The organism is Sphingomonas jinjuensis, assembly GCF_014197105.1.
Lineage (GTDB): Bacteria > Pseudomonadota > Alphaproteobacteria > Sphingomonadales > Sphingomonadaceae > Sphingomonas > Sphingomonas jinjuensis.
Genome location: NZ_JACIEV010000004.1, coordinates 353843 through 375399 on the forward strand (window position 1 = coordinate 353843; position 21557 = coordinate 375399).

At 68.5% G+C, this 21557-nt stretch carries 20 protein-coding genes; 6 read left to right on the forward strand and 14 right to left on the reverse strand.

Annotation, left to right across the window (positions count from 1 at the left end):
• Window position 1: 1 nt before the first annotated feature.
• On the reverse strand, window positions 2–868 hold the full coding sequence (gene bla / locus GGQ80_RS09180; RefSeq protein ID WP_183983969.1) for a subclass B3 metallo-beta-lactamase: 867 nt from the start codon (window positions 866–868) through the stop codon (window positions 2–4).
• Between the two features lie 97 nt (window positions 869–965).
• Between bla and GGQ80_RS09185 the strand changes: the two genes are divergently transcribed.
• Entirely contained in the window at window positions 966–1841 is an 876-nt protein-coding gene (locus GGQ80_RS09185) for a LysR family transcriptional regulator (RefSeq protein WP_183984115.1), read from the forward strand.
• Between the two features lie 2 nt (window positions 1842–1843).
• On the opposite strand, the gene GGQ80_RS09190 is transcribed toward GGQ80_RS09185, so the two are convergent.
• The 9 genes from GGQ80_RS09190 to GGQ80_RS09230 all read right to left on the reverse strand — a co-directional run bounded on the left by GGQ80_RS09190 (window position 1844) and on the right by GGQ80_RS09230 (window position 8591).
• A complete protein-coding gene (locus tag GGQ80_RS09190) occupies window positions 1844–3151 on the reverse strand; it encodes an MFS transporter (protein WP_183983971.1) in 1308 nt (435 codons plus the stop codon).
• Between the two features lie 10 nt (window positions 3152–3161).
• A complete protein-coding gene (locus GGQ80_RS09195) occupies window positions 3162–4865 on the reverse strand; it encodes a cation acetate symporter (RefSeq protein WP_183983973.1) in 1704 nt (567 codons plus the stop codon).
• Complete coding sequence (locus tag GGQ80_RS09200; protein ID WP_183983975.1) at window positions 4862–5188, reverse strand: DUF485 domain-containing protein; 327 nt, start codon at window positions 5186–5188, stop codon at window positions 4862–4864. The genes GGQ80_RS09195 and GGQ80_RS09200 overlap by 4 nt, the downstream gene beginning before the upstream one ends.
• 139 nt (window positions 5189–5327) lie before the next feature.
• Window positions 5328–5564, reverse strand: coding sequence for a hypothetical protein (locus tag GGQ80_RS09205; protein WP_183983977.1), 237 nt, complete (start codon window positions 5562–5564; stop codon window positions 5328–5330).
• Window positions 5561–6319: a gamma-glutamyl-gamma-aminobutyrate hydrolase family protein gene (locus GGQ80_RS09210; RefSeq protein ID WP_183983979.1), complete on the reverse strand. Its 759-nt coding sequence runs from the start codon at window positions 6317–6319 to the stop codon at window positions 5561–5563. Before GGQ80_RS09210 ends, GGQ80_RS09205 begins: the two co-directional genes overlap by 4 nt.
• Complete coding sequence (gene epsC, locus GGQ80_RS09215; RefSeq protein WP_183984117.1) at window positions 6319–7269, reverse strand: serine O-acetyltransferase EpsC; 951 nt, start codon at window positions 7267–7269, stop codon at window positions 6319–6321. The genes GGQ80_RS09210 and epsC overlap by 1 nt, the downstream gene beginning before the upstream one ends.
• Window positions 7270–7363: 94 nt before the next feature.
• Entirely contained in the window at window positions 7364–8113 is a 750-nt protein-coding gene (locus GGQ80_RS09220; RefSeq protein ID WP_183983981.1) for a spermidine synthase family protein, read from the reverse strand.
• A 2-nt stretch (window positions 8114–8115) separates the two neighbouring features.
• Entirely contained in the window at window positions 8116–8316 is a 201-nt protein-coding gene (locus GGQ80_RS09225) for a hypothetical protein (RefSeq protein ID WP_183983983.1), read from the reverse strand.
• A gap of 68 nt (window positions 8317–8384) precedes the next feature.
• Window positions 8385–8591, reverse strand: a complete 207-nt coding sequence (locus GGQ80_RS09230; RefSeq protein ID WP_183983985.1) for a cold-shock protein — start codon at window positions 8589–8591, stop codon at window positions 8385–8387.
• 296 nt (window positions 8592–8887) lie between these two features.
• Between GGQ80_RS09230 and GGQ80_RS09235 the strand changes: the two genes are divergently transcribed.
• Window positions 8888–9517 (forward strand): TMEM175 family protein, encoded by a 630-nt coding sequence (locus GGQ80_RS09235; RefSeq protein WP_183983987.1) that lies wholly within the window; start codon window positions 8888–8890, stop codon window positions 9515–9517.
• Window positions 9518–9548: 31 nt separating this feature from the next.
• Here GGQ80_RS09235 and GGQ80_RS09240 read toward each other — a convergent pair whose 3' ends face one another.
• The gene (locus tag GGQ80_RS09240; protein ID WP_183983989.1) at window positions 9549–11066 is read right to left on the reverse strand and encodes a carboxylesterase/lipase family protein; all 1518 of its coding nucleotides are present in this window, start codon (window positions 11064–11066) and stop codon (window positions 9549–9551) included.
• Between the two features lie 209 nt (window positions 11067–11275).
• Between GGQ80_RS09240 and GGQ80_RS09245 the strand changes: the two genes are divergently transcribed.
• From GGQ80_RS09245 to GGQ80_RS09260, 4 genes are read left to right on the forward strand one after another with little or no spacing between them, the layout of a single operon-like run.
• On the forward strand, window positions 11276–13540 hold the full coding sequence (locus GGQ80_RS09245; protein WP_183983991.1) for a TonB-dependent receptor: 2265 nt from the start codon (window positions 11276–11278) through the stop codon (window positions 13538–13540).
• A 59-nt stretch (window positions 13541–13599) separates the two neighbouring features.
• The gene (locus tag GGQ80_RS09250) at window positions 13600–15186 is read left to right on the forward strand and encodes an AMP-binding protein (RefSeq protein WP_183983993.1); all 1587 of its coding nucleotides are present in this window, start codon (window positions 13600–13602) and stop codon (window positions 15184–15186) included.
• A 4-nt stretch (window positions 15187–15190) separates the two neighbouring features.
• Window positions 15191–15958, forward strand: coding sequence for a TetR/AcrR family transcriptional regulator (locus GGQ80_RS09255; protein ID WP_343050979.1), 768 nt, complete (start codon window positions 15191–15193; stop codon window positions 15956–15958).
• A 46-nt stretch (window positions 15959–16004) separates the two neighbouring features.
• Window positions 16005–17678: a GMC family oxidoreductase gene (locus GGQ80_RS09260; RefSeq protein WP_183983995.1), complete on the forward strand. Its 1674-nt coding sequence runs from the start codon at window positions 16005–16007 to the stop codon at window positions 17676–17678.
• A gap of 21 nt (window positions 17679–17699) precedes the next feature.
• Here GGQ80_RS09260 and GGQ80_RS09265 read toward each other — a convergent pair whose 3' ends face one another.
• The 3 genes from GGQ80_RS09265 to GGQ80_RS09275 all read right to left on the reverse strand — a co-directional run bounded on the left by GGQ80_RS09265 (window position 17700) and on the right by GGQ80_RS09275 (window position 21553).
• Window positions 17700–19973 (reverse strand): TonB-dependent receptor, encoded by a 2274-nt coding sequence (locus tag GGQ80_RS09265; RefSeq protein WP_183983997.1) that lies wholly within the window; start codon window positions 19971–19973, stop codon window positions 17700–17702.
• A gap of 141 nt (window positions 19974–20114) precedes the next feature.
• The gene (locus GGQ80_RS09270; protein ID WP_183983999.1) at window positions 20115–20813 is read right to left on the reverse strand and encodes a FadR/GntR family transcriptional regulator; all 699 of its coding nucleotides are present in this window, start codon (window positions 20811–20813) and stop codon (window positions 20115–20117) included.
• Complete coding sequence (locus tag GGQ80_RS09275) at window positions 20810–21553, reverse strand: helix-turn-helix transcriptional regulator (RefSeq protein ID WP_183984001.1); 744 nt, start codon at window positions 21551–21553, stop codon at window positions 20810–20812. Before GGQ80_RS09275 ends, GGQ80_RS09270 begins: the two co-directional genes overlap by 4 nt.
• Window positions 21554–21557 lie beyond the last annotated feature (4 nt).

Genomic DNA, 21557 nt, shown 5'->3' on the forward strand with positions numbered 1-21557 from the left:
GTCAGCGGCCACGCTCCTCGCGCAGCCGCTTGTCCAGCTTGTCCGCCGACGCCTTCGCGAGCGAGCGGCAAGCGCCCGGATCCGTGCGGAAACGATCGGTCGCGCCATCCTGATCGGCATGCGCGGTGATCAGGATGTCGCACGACAGGCGCGCCATCACCGCATGGCTTCGGCGGAAGCCGTCGACGATCGGTCGGCTGGCCGGAGCGCTGTAGCGATAGCCGTCGGCGAAAACCGGGTTGAGGCTGGAGGCGAAGACGATCGATCGGCAGGTCCGCGCCTCACACGATCGCCAGGTCCAACTCATGCTCCCCATCGTATGCCCCGGAGTCGCCCGCGCGATGACGACGGTGCGTCCCAGCCGCAGCGCCTCGCCATCGCCGATCGGGCGGACATGCGGCACCGGCGGGAAGCGGCTGTCATAGCCCAGTTGCGGATCGTCCGCTGCCAGCCGCCCGCTGCGCAGCCCTTCCGCCCCGCGCCGGCTCGCCACCACCGTCGCGCCGGTATCGCGCGCCAGGGCGGCGAGGCCGCCGGCGTGATCGAAATGCGGTTCGGTGCTGAGGATGTACTTGATGTCGTGCGGCGCGAACCCGAGCTTGCGGACGTTGGCCAGGATCGCCACCACCCCCTGCGGCAGCGCGCCGTCGATCAGGATCAGCCCGTCGCCGGTATCGATCAGCGCGACGCTCAACCCGCCGAACCCGACCAGATAGGTATTGCCGAACACTCGCACCGGCGGCCGCGGGGCAAGCCATTCGGCGGCGCGATCGGTCACGATCGGCCGGGTCAGCGGATCGGCGCCGACCTGCGCCAGGGCGGCCGCGGCGATCGCGACGGCATCGATGATCGGTGATGTAACGCGCATGGTCGAACTCCTTCGCCGCGCTGAATGCCGCCGCGTGCCGCCGGGGACAAAGCATCTTCGCTCGACGAAGCCATCAATTCAGCTCATGACGAGCACCATGGATCGCGCCCGATTGCCGCTCAATGCCCTGCGCGCGTTCGAGGCTGCGGCGCGCCATCTCAACTTCACCCGCGCGGCGATCGAACTGTGCGTCAGCCAGGGCGCGGTCAGCCATCAGGTCGCACAATTGGAAGCGCGATTGGGTGCGCGGCTGTTCCAACGCCTGCCACGCGGGCTGGCGCTCACCGACGACGGCGTCGCGCTCGTCCCCGTCGTCGCCGAGGCGTTCGACCGGATCGGCGCGACGCTCGATCGTTATGCCGAGGGGCGATATCAGGAGGCGCTCAACATCGGCGTCGTCGGCACTTTCGCGACCGGCTGGCTGCTCCATCGGCTCGATGGCTTCGCCGCCGCCTTCCCCCATATCGAGATCAGGCTGTCGACCAACAACAACCGCGTCGATCTGGCGGGCGAGGCGCTCGACTATGCGATCCGCTTCGGCGACGGGGCGTGGCACGGCACGCATGCCGAGCCCTTGATGCCCGCGCCGCTGACGCCGCTCTGCACCCCGCTGATCGCTCGCCGCCTCTCGACCCCCGCCGACCTCGCGCGCGAACGACTGCTGCGCTCCTATCGCGCCAGTGAGTGGACGATGTGGTTCGACGCCGCAGGTGCGCGGGCGCCGATGCTGCGTGGGCCGCTGTTCGACAGTTCCGCGCTGATGGCGAGCGCAGCGATGGCGGGGCTCGGCGTCGCGCTGGCGCCGAAGGCGATGTTCGCCCACGACCTCACCGCCGAGCGGCTGGTCCAGCCCTTCTCGACCGAGATCGATGCGGGCCGATACTGGCTGACCCGGCTCGTCTCGCGCAAGCCGTCGCCTCCGATGCGCGCCTTCCGCCAGTGGCTGCTCGATGCAATCGACGGTTCGGACTGAACTCAATCCTCGGCGATAGCGCTATTCGAACGTGTATCGCGCATGCGAATGTAGACGATCAGCGACACGCCGATCATCGCGGTGACATACCAATAGAAGCCACGCTCCCAGCCGTGGTTCTTGAAGCTGAGCGCGACATATTCCGCGGTCCCGCCGAAGATCGTGTTGGCCAGCGCATAGGGCAGCGCGACGCCCAGCGCGCGGATATGCGCAGGGAACAGCTCCGCCTTCACCACCGCGTTGATCGACGTATAGCCAGACACGATGATGAGCCCGCCCATCACCAGCAGGAAGGCGGTGACGGGATCGCGCGTCGTCTCCAGCGTCGCGAACAGCGGATAGGTACACAGCACGCCCAGCACGCCGAACCCGATCAGCAGCGGCTTGCGCCCGATCCGGTCGCTCAAGCCTCCGGCGATCGGCTGGAGCAGCATGAACAGGAACAGCGTGCCGCCGTTGATCCGCGACGCCGTCTCTCGGTCGAAGCCGCTGGTGTTGACCAGGAACTTCTGCATGTAGATCGAATAGGCGTAGAAGGCGAGCGTACCGCCCGCGGTCAGCAGCATCACCGTCATCGCCTCGCGCGGGTGTAGCTTGAACAGCGCCAGCGCACTCGACTTGGGCGCGTCGCTGACCTTCGCTTTGGTGAAGCTCTCGGTCTCGGCCAGCCCGCGGCGGATGTAGAACACCACCACCGCCAGCACCGCGCCGATCGCGAACGGGATGCGCCAGCCCCATGCCTCCAGCGCCGGCCTGGACATCGTCGCCTGCAGCGCCAGCAGCACGCCGATCGCGACCAGCTGGCCGCCGATCAGCGTGACGTACTGGAACGACGAGAAGAAGCCGCGCCGTCCCCGGCCCGCCATCTCCGACAAATAGGTCGCGCTCGCGCCATATTCACCGCCGACCGACAGCCCCTGCATCAGCCGAGCGATGACCAGGATCGCCGGCGCGAGCAGCCCGACGCTCTCGTACGTCGGCGCAATCGCGATCAGCAGCGAGCCCGCGCACATCAGCGTCACCGACAGCGCCAGCCCGCTCTTGCGGCCATGGCGATCGGCATAGATCCCCATGATCCAGGCGCCGAGCGGCCGCATGAAGAAGCCGACCGCGAACACCGCCGCCGCGCCGAGCAACTCGGCGGTCTTGTTGTCCGACGGGAAGAAATGCGGCGCGAAGTACAGCGTGAACGCCGCATAGGCATACCAGTCGTACCATTCGACCAGATTGCCGGTCGAACCGCCGACGATCGCCTTCATCCGCTCGCGCGTGATCGCCACGCCGCCGCTGGCCGGGTCGGAAGCGCTCATGCCCACCCCCTCAATGCGCTGCGGCGCCGTGGATGCCGATCCCGGTTTCGGACCGCAGCCGCTGTGCGGGATAGCCCGCCCGGTCGATCGCGGCACGTGGCGAGCGATCGAGGATCGAGATCAGCCAGATCGCCAGGAATGCCAGCGGCACGGAGAAGAGCGCCGGCGAGGTATAGGGGAAGATCGGCGTCGCGAAGCCGAGCACGGCGACCCAGATCACCGGCGACAGCACCGTCAGCCCGAACGCGCTCAGCAGGCCGACGCCGCCGCCCCAGGCCGCGCCGCGCGTCGTGCAGCCCTTCCACAGCAGCGACATGACCAGCACCGGGAAATTGCCCGACGCCGCCAGCGCGAAGGCCAGGCTGACCATGAAGGCGACGTTCTGCTTCTGGAAGACGATGCCCAGGATGATCGCGGCGATGCCGAGCAGGATCGTCGTGATCCGCGACACGCGCAGCTCCTGCTTCGGGTCGGCGCGCCCCTTTCGCAGCACGCTGGCATAGATGTCGTGGCTGATCGCCGAGGCCGCCGACAGCGTCAGGCCGGCGACCACCGCCAGGATCGTCGCGAAGGCGACGGCGGAAATGAAGCCCAGGAACAGGTTGCCGCCGATCGCGTGCGCCAGGTGCATCACCGCCATGTTGTTGCCGCCACGCAGGGCGCCGGCTGCATCGACATAGTCGGGGTTGAACGAGATCATCACGATCGCGCCGAAACCCAGCACGAACGTCAGCGCGTAGAAGTATCCAATCCACACCGTCGCCCAGAGGATCGACTTCCTCGCCTCGCGCGCGTCGGGAACGGTGAAGAAGCGCATCAGGATATGCGGCAGGCCCGCCGTCCCCAGCATCAGTGCGAAGCCGAAGGACAGCGCGGAGATCGGGTCCTTGATGAACCCGCCCGGCCCCATGATCGCGCGCGCCTTCGCCGCCGCCTCGCCGGGCGACAGGCCCGCGGCCAGCGCCATCTTCGTCTTCACCGCCACGGCCTGCGCGAACAGCGCCTCGAACGAGAAGCCGACATGCGCCATCACGCCAAGGACCAGGAAGGTCGCGCCGCACAGCAGCATCACCGCCTTGATGATCTGCACCCACGACGTCGCGCGCATGCCGCCGAACAGGACGTAGACCATCATCAGCCCGCCGACGATCGTGATCGCATAGAGATAGGGCAGGCCGAACAGCAGCTGGATCAGCTGCCCCGCGCCGACCATCTGCGCGATCAGATAGAAGCTGACGACCAGCAGCGTGCTGACCGCAGCGAAGCTGCGGACCGGTCCCTGCAGGAAGCGGTACGACACCACGTCGGCGAAGGTGAAGCGGCCGAGATTGCGCAGCTTTTCCGCGACCAGGAACAGCACGATCGGCCAGCCGACGAGAAAGCCGATCGCATAGATCAGCCCGTCATAGCCGTCGTTGAAGATCTGCGACGTGATGCCCAGGAACGACGCCGCCGAGCAATAGTCGCCCGCCATCGCCAGCCCGTTCTGGAATCCGGTGATGCCGCCGCCGGTGTAGAAATCGGCAACGTTGCGGGTCTTCGCCGCGGCGCGCCCCGTGATCCACAGCGTGATCGCGACGAAGCCGCCGAACATCAGGATCGCGGTCCAGTTGACCGGCTGGCGAGCGACGGCGCCCGCGATCGCGGCACTCGCGCCGCTGGTCCAGCCAAGCCCCGTCAGCAGCGCGGCGATCAGCGCCAGCCGGCGCATCATGCCGCCTCGTCCGCCAGGATCGCGGCGAGGCGCGCGTCGAACTCGCCGTTCGCGCGCCGGACATAGATCGCGCAGATCGCGACCGTCCCCACCAGCATGGCGAAGCCCAGCACCACCGCCAGGCTGGTCGTACCGCTGCCGATCGGCGTTGCCATCAGCGGCTTGTCGAACGCGATCAACGAAATGAAGCTGCTGTACGTCACCACCGTGACGATCGTCAGGATCCAGGAGAAACGCTGCCGGTCGCGGACGAGCGCGGCGTAGCGGGGATCGGCGGCGACCCGCGCCTCGATCGCCGTGCCGTCATGGTCTGATGTGGACATGCTGCATCATCGACGAGGCTCTCGCCCATGGCAACCGCTGGCGCACACGAAAGCGGCCCGGCGGAAAGCCGGGCCGAGGTGCGCCAGGGAGCTTACCAGGCGTTCGTGGTGCGGGGGCGACTCGCCCCCTCAAAACCGGTCAGGACGCGTTGCCTGTCGCGTCGTTGGCGAGCGGCAGCTCGCCCGCGGCGTTGAGCGCAATGCCGTTGGCATCGGGCTCGTCGACCACGGTCAGGTTCGTGTCGGGGGCCGCGCCCTCCTCGTTCAGCAGCGCAGTGTTCTCGGTCACCGCGTTGCCTGCATCGGTCCCCCTCGTGCAGGCGGCGAGCGTCAGCGCGCCGGCGATCAGCAGCGTGGCGGAAATTACGGTCTTCATTGCAGTCCCCTTGTTGAAAACGAATGGATCGATGCCCCGCGCACCGCCGCGCCGAGCAAGGTGAAGAAGCTGGCACCCGCGGGTGCCGCCAGATCGCATTCCGGATGCCATTGCACCGCCAGCACCGCAGCATCGCCGGCATCGGTCGCCACCGCCTCGACCAGTCCGTCGCCGGGCGCGATCGCCTCGATCCGCAAGCCCGTGCCGAGCCGGGCGACACCCTGTTCGTGGATCGAGTTCACGCTGATGCGGCGATGACCGATGCTCCGCGACAATAGCCCGCCGTCGGTCAGCACCACATCGTGCCGGTGCGCGAAGATCGCCTCGTGATCGTCCCACGACCCGCTGAGGTGACGATCCCCGCACGCCTCGCGCGACAGCGTGCCGCCGAACAGCACGTTGATCTCCTGCATGCCCCGACAGATGCCGAATACCGGTCGCCCGCGCTCGATCATCGCCGCACCCATCCGCAACGCGACCTCGTCGCGTTCCTCGTCGACCGGTTCGTCCGGGTCGCTCGGGCCGGCGTAGCGATGGCCTGCGACATTGGAGCGCGAGCCCGTCAGCAACAATCCGTCGAGTGTATCGGCAACCGACGGCGCGTCGACTGCATCCGCGACCGCCGGCACCAGCACCACCGACGCCCCGGCGATATCGGCCAGCGGCCGGACGAAGCGCGTCGCCACCGCCTGGATGGGCCGCGACGTCTGCTCGTTGCAGCACATGACGCCGACGATCGGGCGGCGGCTGCCCATCAGTGCCCCCGCGCGATCGGCAGGCGGGGTGACGGCTGGTCCTGATGCGACAGCTGCGCCGCTTCCGGCTGAAAGACCTGCGCGTCCGCCGGCACGTCGTCGAGCAGCCAGACGTTGCCGCCGATCACCGCCCGCGCGCCGATCGTGACCCGACCCAGGATCGTCGCCCCGGCATAGATCACCGCATCGTCCTCGACGATGGGATGGCGGGCGTGGCGCTCGCGAGGACTGGCAATGGAGCGTGCCGCCGCGCCCAGCGTGACATGCTGGTACAGCCGGACGCGCGCGCCGATGATCGCCGTCTCGCCGATGACGACGCCGGTGCCGTGGTCGATGAACAGCCCGTCGCCGATCGTCGCGCCGGGATGGATGTCGATCCCGGTCCGCTCGTTCGCCAGTTCGGAGATGATCCGGGCGATGATCGGCACGCCAAGCTCGTACAGCTCGTGGGCGATGCGATGGTGCAGGCTGGCGATAGCGCCGGGGTAGCACAGCAACACCTCGTCGACGCTGCGTGCGGCGGGATCGCCGTGGAAGGCGGCCTCGACATCGCTGTCGATCCGGCGACGCACCTCGCCCAGCGTCGTCGCGAACAGCCGGACGATCGTGCCGGGCTGGTCGGCGTCGAACGGTGCGCTCGCCTCCGCCTGCCAATAGCCGAGCTCCCGCCCGATTTCCTTCTCCAGCTCGGCGAAGGCCGAAATCAGCTTGGCGGCCACGAAGGCGTCCTCGTCGCGGTCGGCGCCGCGAAAGCCGCCTAGCCGCCGCGGGTAAAGCGCCGCGGCCAGCAGATCGACGATCCGGCCCAGTGCCGCGCGTGCCGGAAAGCTGTCGACCCGCCGCAGCGGGTCCTGTCGCTCACGCCAGGCGCCGCGGCTGGCGCGCAGTGCGGATATGGCGGCATCGATCGCGGGCTGGCCCCGGCGTTCGATCCGGTGGAGCCCGGGCAATGCCGGGGCGTCGGTCGTTGGCGGCACGAGTCACCTCCTGCCCGCCAGCATATCCCATCATTCCGATAGGGATTGCAAGAAAAGCTTGGGCGGACTAAAGCTGGATCAGGCCGACCGTCGCCGCTGTCGCAGACGTCTGTTCTCTGGCCGCGAGCCAGATGACGTGCGGCGGTTCGGATTCGTTGCCGCCATCGACGTCGCGGGTTTCGACCCTGAAGCCGGCCTTGCGCAGCCGGTGGCTGAAGGCATCGTCGGGATAGGCCGACCAGATCGCCAGCATGCCGCCGGGACGCAGGGCGGCGTGGGCGGCGCGAAGCCCCCAGTCGCAATACAGCCGCTCGTTGGCGAGGTGGATCAGCCCGTCCGGCCCGTTGTCGACGTCGAGCAGGATCGCATCATACTGGCCGTGGCCGGCGACGATCATGTCGTGGACGTCGGCGATCTCGACGGTGACGCGCGGATCGAGCAGCGAGTTGCCGACGATGCTCGCCAGATGGCCCTTCGCCCAAGCGACGACCTGCGGCACCAGTTCGGATACGACGATCCGCGTCGGCGGGGCAAAGGCGGCGCGTGCGGAAGCCAGGGTGAAGCCCATGCCGAGTCCGCCGATCAGCACCCGGTCCACGGCACCGTCCAACCGGTCCGCGACCAGCGTCGCCAGGGCTTCTTCGGAGCGATAGGCCCAGCTGCCCATCAGCTGGTCTTCGCCGAACAATATCTCGTAATCGTCCTCGTGACGGTAGAGATGCAGCTTGCCGCCGCCAGGAATGTCGGCGGTGTCGATCAGTTCGCCCCAGGGGAACGGATCATCGGCGCCCGGTCGCGCCGCGGTCTGAACGTCCAAGATCAGGCGCCAGGCTCGTCCGGAAGCAGCCGTTCGGCATCCGCCTTGGTCCGCGCATTGTCGCTACGCTCGCTGCGCTTGGCGAGGGCGGTCCAGGCATCGGAGGCGCGCTGGCAGCGATCGCGCACATTGTCGAGGTCGGCATCGTCGGCGGCCTGCTGTTGCTGCTCGGCCTGGGCTCGGTAGAAAACCGTGGGTGACATGAGGCGCCTCCTGGAACGTGGGAACGGCGGGCGGACGTCCCCGATGGGGTCGCCCGCCCAACCACGGGTCAAGCCGACTGCAGGTTTACCGCACTCGTCTTGCCACGCCGATCGGTCTCGAGCTCGTACGAGACGCGCTGGTCCTTATCGAGCGTGCTCATGCCCGCACGCTCGACCGCGCTGATATGCACGAAGGCGTCAGCGCCGCCGGTTTCGGGCGCGATGAAGCCATAGCCCTTGTCGGCGTTGAAGAATTTTACGGTTCCGGTGATCATGGGCGTATCCTTGTCCATGGGGTGACGGGCATGCGCCGACGTGGCGCATCCCGGCGTCGTGAGGCTAGAAAGGACAAAGGAGGGCGTTAGCGGTCCGGTATCCGTCGCAGGCGACGTCAGCCCCCTGGATATAGACGCTAACGGCGAAAAAGATAGGGCACGCATCCGCTTCGGGCGAAATGAGCGTGCCGCGCGGCCATTTCCGCGCTCGAAGATGCGTCGGGCACGTATTTGGTTTGACAGCCTCCCGTCGCCCATGGCTTCCCCCGCCGCGGGGTGAGCCAGGGGGCAAGACGATGCAAACCAACGATGACGAGGCCGACAGTCGCGCGCATGCCAAGGCGCAGCTGGAGCGGATGGCGTTTTTCTCGGATGCGGTGTTCGCGATCGCGATGACGCTGCTGGTGATCGAGGTGAAGCTGCCGCATGTCACGCGCTTCGACGATGCGTCGCTCGGCAATGCCCTGCTCAGCCTGGTCCCCAGCTATGTCGGTTTCCTGATCAGCTTCCTCGTGCTGGCCCGCTTCTGGGTGTCGCACCATGTCGTCCTCGGCACCTTGCGCGCGACGAACCTGCGCCTGTTGTGGGCGAACCTGCTCCTTCTCCTCGCGGTCGCGTTCATGCCCTTCCCCACCGCGGTGGTCGCGGAATTCGCGCAGCTGCGCGTCGGCGTCGGCTTCTATTCAGCCTGGCTGGTGCTGCTGGGGCTGCTCAACCAGCGGATCATCCGCATCGGCATTTCCGATCCCGACCTCCACGATCCGCGCAGCGGCGCGGAGGCGCTGCGCCCGCTGCTGCGCGCCAGCTGGATCCCGATCGTCATCGGCACCCTGGCATTCGCCGCCGGCATCGCTTTTCCGTTCGCCGGGCTTGCGGTCCTCGCCATCGGCAGCCCGATCATCTCCTACATCCTACGCCGCCGCTGAGCCCGCCGGCGGCGGCCGGCGGCGGCAGGGCTTACGGCCGCGGCATCGCCGTCCATTTGCGCCGCGCATCGGCCATCGCGGCGTCCTTCGCCCGTTCCTGCACCGGCTGCAGCCGCGCCGCCCCGGTTGCGGCGCCGATCACCAGCCGCTCGGTCGGCCGGTTCCCCACCGCCGGCCAGCGAGGTGCGCCGCCGCCATTCGGGTTGCCGGTGCGCGCGAAGCGGACCCAGTAATCGCCCATCAGCCTCGCCACCTCGGTATCGCGCGCATCCCAGCGATGCTCGACCGGCCTGGTGCCGAAGACATATTCCAGCTCGCCGCCATGATCGGTCCCCGCCGCACCAGCCCGCTGGTCGACCGGCACCTGGTCGACATAATAGGCGAAGGTCGGATTGCCCGCCGCCGCATGGCGATCGGCGAGGGCGTAAGAAGGCAGCACGAAGCCGACATCCTCCGCCAGATCGACCGCCGCCGACGCCGGCGGCTTGCCGGTCATCGCGACATAGCCGTCGAACAGCGGCTGGAAATCGGGACCCAGCAGCCCCCTTGCCGCCGCCTCGGTCATCCCGCCCAGGCTGGATTCGTTTGAATTGCCGCCGATCATCAGCGGGATGCGCATCTCAGCCTGGCGATAGAAGGGCTCGCCGGGACTCTGCGTGACGACCGTGCCGTCGATGCAGGGAAAGGCGCGGCCGTTCCGCACCACCTCGGCCAGCGGCACCGCGCGCAGCTGTGCCGGCGTCGCGTCCTTCAACCCGATGCTTTCCGCCCACATCGCGCCCAATCTCTCGGCATTGATCGCGCCGCCGCGGATCGGGAACAAGGCGCTCGACCCCGAACCCGACTGCGAGATCGCCTTGTGGAACAGCCCGCGCCCCGCGGGTGACCCCATCAACAGCTGGACGCTGCCGGCGCCTGCCGACTCGCCGAAGATGGTGACGTTGCCCGGATCGCCGGCAAAGGCGGCGGCGTTGCGCTTCACCCATTCGAGCGCCGCGACTTGGTCCATGATCGCATAGTTGCCCAGCCGCCCGCCCGGATCCTCCGCGGTCAGCGCCGGATGCGCAAAGAAGCCGAGCCGGCCGAGCCGATAGTTGATCGTGACGATCACAGCCCCGCGCGCCGCCAGCGCCGCGCCGTCGTACAGCGGCACGCCCGCCGCGCCATAGGTGAAGCCACCGCCGTGGATGAAGACCATCACCGGATAGCGCCCCGCCCGCACCGGCCGCCACACGTTTAGGAACAGGCAGTCCTCGCTCATGGGGCCGACCTGCGCCCAAGGCTCGCGATGCTCCGGCCCCTGCGGACAGGCGGCACCAAAGGACGTCGCCTCGCGGGTGCCCGGCCACGACGCCGGTCGTGCCGGGGGTCGCCAGCGCATCGCGCCGACCGGCGGCGCGGCATAGGGAATGCCCTTGAACGCGATCGTGTCGCCCGCGCGGGCACCGCGCAGGCTGCCGGTATCGATCCGCGCGACGGGCGCCTGTGCCGCCACTCCCGACGCCGCGACCAATGCCGTCGCCATCCCTAGCAAATGCCCGATCCGCATGACGCGTTTGTCCTTTCGTGCGGCGGACCACCAAGCGCGAGCCGCCGACCATCCTCTCCACGCGCGCCGCTCGAGCGACGTCACGACCATCATCCTATCCTAAAAAATAATCTTCACTAGTCGTATAATGAAAGTTGACAGCGGCCCTTCAGCGATGTCAATCAATGACCGGACGCGCCGCAGAGCGCGCTAATCGGAGAGGACATAGGATGCGCACGTTGCTGCTGTCGGCGTCGGTGATCGCCATGATGACGTCGGGTTCCGCCATGGCGCAGGTCGGCCCCGCCGATTCGCCCGCGACCACCGCCCAGAAGACGCCCCAGGCGTCGCAGAACCCGGTCGATGCGGCCGATCCCAACGCAATCCCCGGCACGATCGGCGACGACGTCGTCGTCACCGCCGAACGCCGTTCGACCAGCCTCCAGCGCACCGGCGTCGCCGCCTCGGTGCTGACCGGCGAAGACCTGGTCCGCAAGAGCGTCAACAGCGTCGAGCAGCTCCAGTTCGCCACCCCGTCGCTGACCGTCAACACCTCGGGCCAAGCGAACAGCTTCAACATCCGCGGCATCGGCAAGTCGGAAATCTCGAGCTCGGTCGGTGTCGGCGTCGTCACCTATCGCGACGGCGTCGCCACGTTCCCGGGCTATTTCCAGACCGAGCCCTATTACGACATCCAGTCGGTCGAGGTGCTGCGCGGGCCGCAGGGCACCTTCGCGGGCGGCAATGCGACCGGCGGCGCGGTGTTCATCACCGAGACCAACCCGACCACCGACAAGATCAAGGGTTTCGCCACCGCCCAGTACGGCAACTACAACCAGCTGAAGGCGCAGGGCGCGATCAACATTCCGCTCAGCGACACGCTGGCGATCCGCCTCGCCACCAATCTGGAAAAGCGCGACACCTTCTTCACCATCACCGGGCCGTGGACGGGCAACCCCGGCAACCTCCATTCGGAAAGCGGCCGCGCCAGCCTGTTGTGGCAGCCCGACACCCATCTGCGCGTGCTGATCAAGGGCGACTACAACAAGATCAACGTCGGCGGTTACCCCAACAGCCCGGCGTATTTCGGCACCGCCAACGCGCCGACGCTCAACACCAGCGACCCGTTCGTCATCAGCAGCAACACCTATCTGTCGGGGCAGGACGAGTTCGGCCGCATCTCGGCGAACATCAGCTACACCTTCGACAGCGGGCTGATGATCCGCTCGATCAGCGGTTTCCAGAAGGGCACGCTCCAGGAAACGCTCGACGCCGACGGCACCGCGGCGCGCAGCGACACGTTCCAGGATTTCGCCAACGAGCATATCTGGTCGCAGGAGGTGAACATCATCTCCCCCGACAAGGGCCCGTTCACCTGGCTCGTCGGCGCCTATTACCAGTATGACAAATACGAGTTCCCCGTCGGCAACGGCTATGTCTCGCTGTCGCCGACCGGCGTGGTGCGCTCGCTCCGCATCGAGGGCACCAACCCCCACACCGCCACCGCCGCCTTCGGCCAGGTCGGCTATCACCTGACCGACGCGCTTCAGGTGACGCTCGGCGGGCGCTGGTCGCGCACCACGTCGCGCAACGACGTGCGCTATCCGATCGAGCTGTTCCTCGGCGCGCTGCCGACGTTCAAGACGACGCTGGTCCAGAACGACTTCAACGCCAACAGCAACGTCGACGGCAAGCTGGCGCTGAACTGGACGATCAACCCCGACCACTTCCTGTACGCCTTCGTCGCCACCGGCACGAAGGCAGGCGGCCTCAACGGCGCCAACCTGTTCGGCGTCACCCCGCGCGCCTTCGTGCCTGAAAAGGTGACCGATTACGAACTGGGGTGGAAGGGCACGCTGATGGGTGGCCGCCTGCGCACCCAGCTCGGCGGCTATTACAACGTCTACAAGAACTTCCAGGTCACGATCGTCGACCCGCAGACGCCCAACTTCAATTCGATCTTCAACGTGCCGCGCGCCACCAAGCTGTACGGCGTCGAGGCATCGGCTCAAGGGTCGTTCGACCGCTTCCTGTTCGACGTCTCGGCCTCGCTGTCGAAGTCCGAGCTCGGCCAGTTCTTCGCCCGCGATCCACGTCGCACCACCACCGGCACGTGCAACGCCACCTCGGGCCCGGCGACCGCGACCTGCATCGACCTGGGCGGGCGTCGGCAGAGCTATTCGCCAGCCTTCACGCTCAGCCTCGGTGGCCAGTACGCCATCCCGCTCGCCGACGGGCTGACGCTGACGCCGCGCGTCGACTATGCCCATATCGCCGCGGTCTGGGGCACGCTGTTCCAGCAGCCGCAGCTCGGCGACCGGCTGGCGGAGCGCAACATCGTCAACGCGCAGCTGACGCTCGACAACGGCACCTGGTCGATCGCTGGGTTCTCCACCAACCTGACCGACCAGCACTATATCGGCTCGCTCAACGGCATCCGCCGCTTCGCCGCACCGCCGCGCCAGTACGGCATCCGCGTCAGCACCAAGTTCTGATCGTCGGACGGGCGCGGCCACGCCGGCCGCGCCCCCACCAGCTTCGGAAAGACGCCACCATGACCCCCGGCTCGATGCAGCCCTATGCACTGACCCTCGACAAGTTCATCGACCACGCCGCGAAGTGGCACGGAGGGACCGAGGTCGTGACCGGTGGCGACGACGGCAGCAGCCGGATCGACTACGCAAGCCTGCGGGACCGGGCCAACCGCCTGTCGGGCGCCTTCGCCGCGCTCGGGCTTACGGCCGGCGATAACCTCGCCACGCTGGCCTGGAACAGCCAGGCGCACATGGAATGCTGGTACGGCGCGATGGGCATCGGCATCGTCTGCCATACGCTCAACCCGCGCCTCGCCCCCGCCCATCTCGCCGCGATGATCCACCAGGCGGGCAATCGCCTGCTCGCGGTCAGCCCAAGCCTCGCGCCGCTGGTCGAGGAACTGCTCGAGCGCTGCCCGACGATCGAGCATGTCGTGCTGTTCGACGAAGCCGGCACGCAAGCGTCGCTGCCGCAGTCCGACCGCGTCCGCATCTGGCGGCTCGACGAGCTGCTCGACGCCCATGGCGCGGCGATGCCCTGGGGCGGGTTCGACGAGAACGCGCCTGCGGGGCTCTGCTTCACCTCGGGGACGACCGGCTCGCCCAAGGGCGTTACCTATACCCACCGGTCCAACTATCTCCACACCATGCACTCGCTGGCGGCCGATGTGATCGGGATCGGTGTGCACGACGTGGTGCTGGTCGCGGTGCCGATGTTCCATGCCAACGGCTGGGGCTTCGCCTTCGCCGGACCGGCGGCGGGCGCGAAGCTGGTACTGCCCGGCCGCCACCAGGATGGCGCGAGCCTAGCGCGGCTGATCGCCGACGAAGGCGTGACCGTCGCCGCCGGCGTCGCCACCGTATGGCTGGGGCTGGTCGACCATCTCGACCACACCGGCGCCACGCTCCCCTCGCTCCAGCGCGTCCTGCTCGGCGGCTCGTCGGTGCCGCAGGCGTTGATGGATCGGCTGGAGGAGCGGCTTGGCGTCATCGTCCAGACCAGCTGGGGAATGACCGAGCTGTCGCCGGTCGGCACTGTCACCCCCGCCACCCAGCCGACCCGCCTGTCGTCGAAATCGGGTCGCCCGCCGCTCGGCGTCGACCTGCGCCTGACCGACGAGGCGGGGGTGCCGCTCGCCGACCAGCGCGGCGGCGAGGGGCGGCTGTGGGTGCGCGGCGCCAGCGCGGTCGAGCGCTATTTCGGCCAAAACGAACCGGCGACCGACGCCGACGGCTGGTTCGACACCGGCGATCTCGCGCGGATCGATGCCGACGGCAACCTCAGCATCACCGGTCGCGCCAAGGACCTCATCAAGTCGGGCGGCGAATGGATCAATCCCGGCGAGATCGAGGCGATCGTCGGCGCGCTGCCCGACGTCGCGCTCGTCGCCGTGGTCGGCCGCGCGCATCCCAAATGGGGCGAGCGTCCGGTGCTGATCGTCGAGGAACGCCAGGGCGCCGCGCTCTCCGACGAAACGCTGCTCGACGCGCTGCGCGGGCGCATCGCCAGCTGGTGGATGCCCGAAACGATCGTCCGCGTCGCCGCCATGCCGCTGGCCTTGACGGGCAAGATCGACAAGATGCGCTTGCGGGCCGAGCATGGGTGAGGCCATGACCGCGCTGGCCCCTGCCGCGGTGACGGCGGGCCTGCAGAGGAGCAGCATGACCGACGCGCCGACCCGTCCCACCCGCCGGCCGAACAAGAAGGCCGAACAGCGCGCGGAGACGATGGAGCAGATCTTCGACGCCGCCGAGGCGCTGTTCGCGCAGCGCGGGCTCTATGGCGTGACGCTGAAGGAGGTGGCGCAGCAGGTCGGCGTCCACCAAACGCTGCTTCACTATTACTTCAAGGACAAGAAGGAGCTGTTCGACGCGGTGATCGCGCGCCGGGCGCCGGTGACGATCGAGCGCCGGCTCGCCACGCTCGACGCCTATGAGCGCGACGCGGCGGGCAAGCCCACGGTCGAGGGCGCGCTCCACGCCTATCTCGATGCCGACCTCGACCTTTATGGCAGCGGCGACATCGGCTGGCGCCATTTCGGCCGCCTCGGCGCGCAGATGAGCAACACCGCCGAATGGGGCGCCGAGCTGATGGACACCCACTTCGACGCCGTCGTGCTGCGCCTGATCGCGATCCTCAAGCAGGCGCTGCCCGACTGCCCCGAGGAGGATCTGTTCTGGGGCTATCACTTCGTCACCGGCGCGCTGATGCTGACGCTGGGGCGCACCGGGCGGATCGACAAGCTGTCGGGCGGGCTGTGCCGGTCGGAGGATTTCGCCGCGGTCAAGGAACGCATGGCGCGCTTCATGGCCGCCGGGTTCATCGCGACGTGCGCGGCGCGCAAGCAACCGCTTGGTGCGCCGCCGCCGATGATCTAGCGTCCCCCTAACGACCGGTAATAGCGGCGTTTAGGAGAGAGAGCGCATGCGACGCGACGATACCGCCGACTGGTCGGCCGATTATATCATCGTCGGCGCAGGATCGGCGGGATGCGTTCTCGCCAACCGCTTGTCCGCCGACGGCAGGAGCCGAGTGCTATTGCTCGAGGCAGGCGGCGACGACCGGCCCGGCAAGGAGCGGGGGCAATTCACCGCCAACCTCAACATCCACATCCCCGTCGGCTACGCCGCCAATCTGAAGGACCCTCGGGTCAACTGGCTATACCGCACCGATCCCGATCCCGAGACCGGCGGGCGCGAGCATGTCTGGCCGCGTGGCAAGGTGCTGGGCGGATCATCGTCGATCAACGGCCTGCTCTACATCCGCGGTCAGGCGGCGGACTATGACGGCTGGCGACAGCTCGGCTGCGAAGGCTGGAGCGCGGACGACGTCGAGCCCTATTTCCGCCGCAGCGAAGACCGGCTCGGCGGCGAGGACGCGGTCCATGGCGCGGGTGGCCCGCTCCACGTCTCCGATCCGACGTCGAAGCACCCCGTCTCGGCGGCGGTGATCGAGGCGTGCCGGCAATGGGGGCTGCCCCATCGCGACATCAACGGGCCCGAGCAGGAGGGCGTCGACTGGTTCCAGCTGACGGTGAAGAACGGCCGCCGCTGGTCGGCCGCCTCTGCCTATCTCAACCCCGCCCGCAGCCGCGCCAACCTGCGCATCGTGACCCGCGCCCATGCCGAGCGGATCGTCATCGAGGGCGGCCGCACGAGCGCGGTGCAGTTCGTCGCCGATGGCCGGCGGCAGGTGGCGCGCGCCGCCGGCGAGGTGATCGTCTGCACCGGCAGCATCGGCTCGCCGCAACTGCTGCAACTGTCGGGCATCGGCGCACCCGCGCTGCTGGCAGACCACGGCATCCCCGTCGTCGCCGACCTGCCCGGCGTCGGCGAGAATCTGCAGGACCATTATGTCGTCGGCGAGCAGTTCCGGCTGAAGCGCGGCGTACCCTCGGTCAACGCCCAGTCGCGCGGGCTGGCGCTGGGGCGGGAGGTGCTGCGCTACCTGGTCAGCCGCACCGGGCTGCTGACGCTGTCCGCCGCGCACGTCGCCGCCTTCACCCGTTCGCGCGAAGGACTGGCGGCGCCTGATCTCCAGTTCCACATCCTGCCCGCGACGCTCGATGGCCAGAAGCTGGCGACCGGCGGCGCGATGGAGCTGGAGCGCGAGCCCGGCCTCACCTTCGGCGTGTGCCAGCTGCGCCCCGAGTCGCGCGGCTGGGTACGGCTTCGCTCGACCGACGCCGCCGAGCATCCGGCGATCCGCGCCAACTACCTCTTCGATCCGCTCGATCGCGAGACGATCGTCGCCGGGCTGAAGCAGGGCCGCGCGATCGCCGCGCAGCCGGCCCTGGCGGCGCTGATCGAGCGCGAGACGGTGCCAGGTCCAGCCGTCGGCGACGATGCCGCACTGCTCGACTTCGCGCGCGCCGCCGGGGCGACCATCTATCACCCCGTCGGCACCTGCGCGATGGGCCACGGCCGCCAGGCCGTCGTCGACCCTGCCCTGCGCGTCCACGGCATCGCGGGCCTGCGCGTCGTCGACGCCAGCATCATGCCGCGCCTCACCTCGGGCAACACCAACGCACCGACGATCATGATCGCCGAAAAGGCTAGCGACATGATCCTCGCCGACCGCCGCCGCGACGCCACCTGAGCGCCGGGCGACGTCGCCGAGTCAGAAGCGGAACGCGGCCTCCGCCCCGATCAGGCGCGGTTGGTTGACCGCTGCGGCGTAGAAGGCGCCCGAGGTGTTGCTCGGCGCCAGCCCCTGCTGCTGCGTGATCAGATAGGCGCGCTTGTCGGTGATGTTACGCGCGAACACCGACAGCGAGATGGCACCGGTCTGCACGCCGGCGCGCAGGTCGAACGTCGTGAACGCGCCCAGTCGCTTGGGGAAGCGGTTGGCATAGTCGCTGATCCGATCGCCGGTGTAGTTCGCGCTTGCGCCCAGCGTCAGCGCGGTGTCGCCTCCCAGCGGCGCCGAATAGTCGGCGTTCACCGACCCCGCCCAGCGCGGCACATAGGGCAGCCGGTCGCCATCGAGCCCACCCGCCGCCGGCGCAGCCGATGTCAGCTTGGCATCGGTATAGCCGACGTTGCCGGTCAGGTTCAGCCCGGTCGCCGGCTGGATACGCAGAGTCGCTTCCGCGCCCTGGCTGCGCGCCGATCCGCCGTTGACCAGATAATTGAAGCCGCCGCCGCTCGTCTGGATCTGGATGTCGTTCCAGTCAGTGTAGAACAGCGCCGTTTCCAGCGACACCTTGCGATCCATGCCCTGCGCCTTCAGGCCGACCTCATATTGCGTCAGGCGATCGGGCTGGAACACCAGCGGCACCGTCGTGCTGGTCGGCGGCGCCGGGTTCGGGCCGCCGGGGCGATAGCCGGTCGCGGCGCGGGCATAGACGGTCAGATTGTCCGACGGCCGGAAGCGTGGCGAGACCATCCAGGTGGTGACGTCGGCGCTCTCCTTGCCCGGCACGATCAGGCGCGGGCCGACGAGCAGGCCCTGATAATCCTGCAGGTAATTCTGGTTGTCGTGCGCCTGGCGGACGCCGCCGAGGATGTCGAACTTGTCGCCGAAATGGATCCGCGCGTTGCCGAAGACCGAATATTCCTCATAGCGCGAATCGATCTTGGCGATGGCGAGCGCGGGCAGCGGGATTGCGGCGCCGGTCACCGTCGAGAAGGTGTCGATGTTGGGAATGCGGTTCTGGCTGTTCTCCAGCGTCCAGTAGAAGCCGGCCTGAAGATCGAGCAGCCCGCCGAACAATCCGTTGCTGCTCGCCCGCGCCTCTTCCGACCAGCGGTCGGTATGCTTCAGCGTGTTGAGCCGGACACCCAGCGTCGAGCCCAGCCCCAGTCGCGGACCCAGCGCCGCGCCATAGCCGCGCGTGCCATCGGTCAACTCGCGGTATGAAATGCGCTGATACGTCGTCGACGACACCAGCTCGACCGGCCCGGCATCGCCGCGGATCGTCGCATTGTACAGGCGGAAGCGGACATAGCCCTGCTCGGCGGCGAAGCGGTTCTGCTTGAGGTCGCCGTAGACGGGGCGCTGGGTCACCGCGTCGACATCGACGGTGTTGGTGCCCTGGGTGGTGATGTCCTGGCCGATCGCCGACAGGTCGAGGCGGATGTCGGGGCCGAACTTCATCGCCAGCACGGCGCGACCGCCGCGCACCCGCGCCAGGTTCACGTCGGCGCGGCCGATCCGCGGGTTGATGTTGTCGACATAGCCGGGATCGAGCCGATAGAAGCCCGACGCGTGGAACACGAGCTGGCCCGGCGCCAGCGGCACGTTGACCATGCCGCGCGCCGAATAGCCGATGTCGCCCTTGGCGACGCTGGTGACGCCCAGCTGCCCGCGCGCCTCGACCTCGTTGAAATTGGGCGCGGCGGTGGTGAACTTCAGCAATCCGCCGACCGCACCGGCGCCGTAGAGCGTGCCCTGCGGCCCCTTCAGCACTTCGATCTGGGCAAGGTCGGAGGGATCGAGATCGGGCGTGATCGCATTGCCGCCGGTATAGGCGTTGACCGACCCGACCGGCGCCTCGTCGACATAATAGCCGGTGGTCGAGCCGGGCTGCGCCGCGCCGGTGGTGATGCCGCGCAGCGTGATCTGGGTGATGCCAGTCCGCGCACTGGTCAGCGACAGGCCGGGCACCTGCGCGGCATAGTCAGCGAAGCGGACGACGCCCTGCTTCGACAGGTCGGTCGCGCTGATGACCGAGACCGAGGCGGGAACGTCGAGCAGCCGCTCGTTGCTCTTGGTCGCGGTGACGATGATATCGCCGCCGGTCGCCTGTGCCGGATCGATCGCGGCCTGCGGATCGTCGGTCTGCGGTACCGGGGTCGTCGCCGGACCGGTCTGCGCGCTCGCCGAGCCGATCGCGAGAAACGCCGTCGCCACACCCGCCAGCAACGCCACGCGCAAGGAGCCTGCCTTCATGTCCACACCCTCATCCTGGTCCGTGCCGATGTCCGGCAAGCTGCTCGTGCAGCCTTTCAGATAGGTATGCCTATCAGATAGGCTGGGTCGTGGTAGTCGCGTCGATGTGCAGATCGGAACCGGTGTTGTGCGCAGGGCGGCCTAGCGGGCGATGATGTTGGCGATCGACTGGTCGAAATGCGCATCCATCAGCCGCGCCGCCTGGGCGCCATCGCGATCGGCGATGGCGAGGCCGAGCTCGCGGTGGACCGCGAGCACCGCCTCGCGCTGGTCGTCGGTCTCGCGCGTGTCCCAGGCGGTCGGCACCGCGACCCGCATCAGCGGCTCGAACGAACGGACGATCTGGTGGAACAGCGCATTGCGCCCCGCCTGTGCGATCGCTTGGTGAAACGCGATGTCGTGGTCGATCAGGCTGGTGATGTCATGCGCATGAAGCGCCATCGCCCGGGCATGGCCGACGATCAGCGCCGCCTCCTCGTCGGTGCGATGCTCGGCAGCCAGGCTGGCGGTGCGCAGCTCCAGCGTGCGGCGCACGTCCCATACCTCGACCGTCGACACCTGTTCGGTGGCGACCGCATGGTCGATCGACGCGGCCATCACCGATCCGTCGATCGCACCGACGCGCGCGCGCCGGCCGTTGCCGACGTCGATCAGCCGCAGCGCGGCCAGCGCACCGAACGCCTCGCGCATCACGGCGCGGCTGACGCCCAGGTCGGCCGCGAACTGGCCTTCGCCGGGCAGCGTGTCGCCGACCTTCAGGTCGCGCTCGCGGATATATTGGCGAACCCGCCGAACCGCGCGGTCGACCAGCGAGCCGCCGCTCTGTGCCGCGACGTTCATGCCGCCGCCTGCGCGCGCAGGTGGCTGGGCGCCTGGCCGAAGCGGCGCGAGAAGGCACGCGTGAAGCTGGCGTTGTTGAGATAGCCGCAGCGATAGCCGATCGACGACACCGGCAGGTCGGTCGCCAGCAGCAGGTCGCGCGCGCCGTGCAGGCGGCGATCGGCGATCGCGTCGGCGACGGTCATCGAGAACATCGAGCGGAAGCCGCGGGTCAGCTTCGCGCGGTTGATCCCGCACGCACGCGAGATCGTGTCGAGCGTGATCTTTTCATGCCACTGCTCGTCGATCAGCCGCCGGGCGGCGGCGATCCGCTTCGCCTCGGCCGCCGACAGCACGCCGGCACCGTCGACCGGGATCAGCCCGCCATCGGCCAGCGCGGCGAAGGTCATGCACAGCAGTTCGATGCTCTTGGCGAGGCGCAGCGTCACCCCATGCGCGCCCTCGATCCGGCACCCGGTAATGGCGAGCGCGATCCCGCGCATCTCGGTCGGCACGTGCCAGCATGCGCCCTCGGTCGGGACGGTGCCGAAGATCCGCGCGCATTCCGCCGCGCTGACGACCAGCACCAGATCGGCATCGGCGAGCATGTCGACCGCAATCGGATCGGGATGGAACGCAAACGTCGCCGGCGCCAGGCGGAAGCTGAAGCCGATCGATCGGGCCGGCCATTCGCCCGCGGGCAGCGCCCCGTCTCCGACGAAGGCAACCATCTCCGGCGATACGTCGATACGGTCTTTCATGCTG

What these genes read in the sequence shown, in the direction of transcription:
- GGQ80_RS09225 (WP_183983983.1), bottom strand. Translation starts at nt 8,316, where the DNA reads ATGTCACCCACGGTTTTCTACCGAGCCCAGGCCGAGCAGCAACAGCAG.
- GGQ80_RS09185 (WP_183984115.1), top strand. Translation starts at nt 966, where the DNA reads ATGGATCGCGCCCGATTGCCGCTCAATGCCCTGCGCGCGTTCGAGGCT.
- GGQ80_RS09195 (WP_183983973.1), bottom strand. Translation starts at nt 4,865, where the DNA reads ATGATGCGCCGGCTGGCGCTGATCGCCGCGCTGCTGACGGGGCTTGGC.
- GGQ80_RS09255 (WP_343050979.1), top strand. Translation starts at nt 15,191, where the DNA reads ATGACCGCGCTGGCCCCTGCCGCGGTGACGGCGGGCCTGCAGAGGAGC.
- GGQ80_RS09260 (WP_183983995.1), top strand. Translation starts at nt 16,005, where the DNA reads ATGCGACGCGACGATACCGCCGACTGGTCGGCCGATTATATCATCGTC.
- GGQ80_RS09230 (WP_183983985.1), bottom strand. Translation starts at nt 8,591, where the DNA reads ATGATCACCGGAACCGTAAAATTCTTCAACGCCGACAAGGGCTATGGC.
- GGQ80_RS09190 (WP_183983971.1), bottom strand. Translation starts at nt 3,151, where the DNA reads ATGAGCGCTTCCGACCCGGCCAGCGGCGGCGTGGCGATCACGCGCGAG.
- GGQ80_RS09265 (WP_183983997.1), bottom strand. Translation starts at nt 19,973, where the DNA reads ATGAAGGCAGGCTCCTTGCGCGTGGCGTTGCTGGCGGGTGTGGCGACG.
- GGQ80_RS09250 (WP_183983993.1), top strand. Translation starts at nt 13,600, where the DNA reads ATGACCCCCGGCTCGATGCAGCCCTATGCACTGACCCTCGACAAGTTC.
- GGQ80_RS09245 (WP_183983991.1), top strand. Translation starts at nt 11,276, where the DNA reads ATGCGCACGTTGCTGCTGTCGGCGTCGGTGATCGCCATGATGACGTCG.
- GGQ80_RS09235 (WP_183983987.1), top strand. Translation starts at nt 8,888, where the DNA reads ATGCAAACCAACGATGACGAGGCCGACAGTCGCGCGCATGCCAAGGCG.
- GGQ80_RS09240 (WP_183983989.1), bottom strand. Translation starts at nt 11,066, where the DNA reads ATGCGGATCGGGCATTTGCTAGGGATGGCGACGGCATTGGTCGCGGCG.
- GGQ80_RS09200 (WP_183983975.1), bottom strand. Translation starts at nt 5,188, where the DNA reads ATGTCCACATCAGACCATGACGGCACGGCGATCGAGGCGCGGGTCGCC.
- GGQ80_RS09205 (WP_183983977.1), bottom strand. Translation starts at nt 5,564, where the DNA reads ATGAAGACCGTAATTTCCGCCACGCTGCTGATCGCCGGCGCGCTGACG.
- bla (WP_183983969.1), bottom strand. Translation starts at nt 868, where the DNA reads ATGCGCGTTACATCACCGATCATCGATGCCGTCGCGATCGCCGCGGCC.
- GGQ80_RS09275 (WP_183984001.1), bottom strand. Translation starts at nt 21,553, where the DNA reads ATGAAAGACCGTATCGACGTATCGCCGGAGATGGTTGCCTTCGTCGGA.
- GGQ80_RS09270 (WP_183983999.1), bottom strand. Translation starts at nt 20,813, where the DNA reads ATGAACGTCGCGGCACAGAGCGGCGGCTCGCTGGTCGACCGCGCGGTT.
- GGQ80_RS09210 (WP_183983979.1), bottom strand. Translation starts at nt 6,319, where the DNA reads ATGGGCAGCCGCCGCCCGATCGTCGGCGTCATGTGCTGCAACGAGCAG.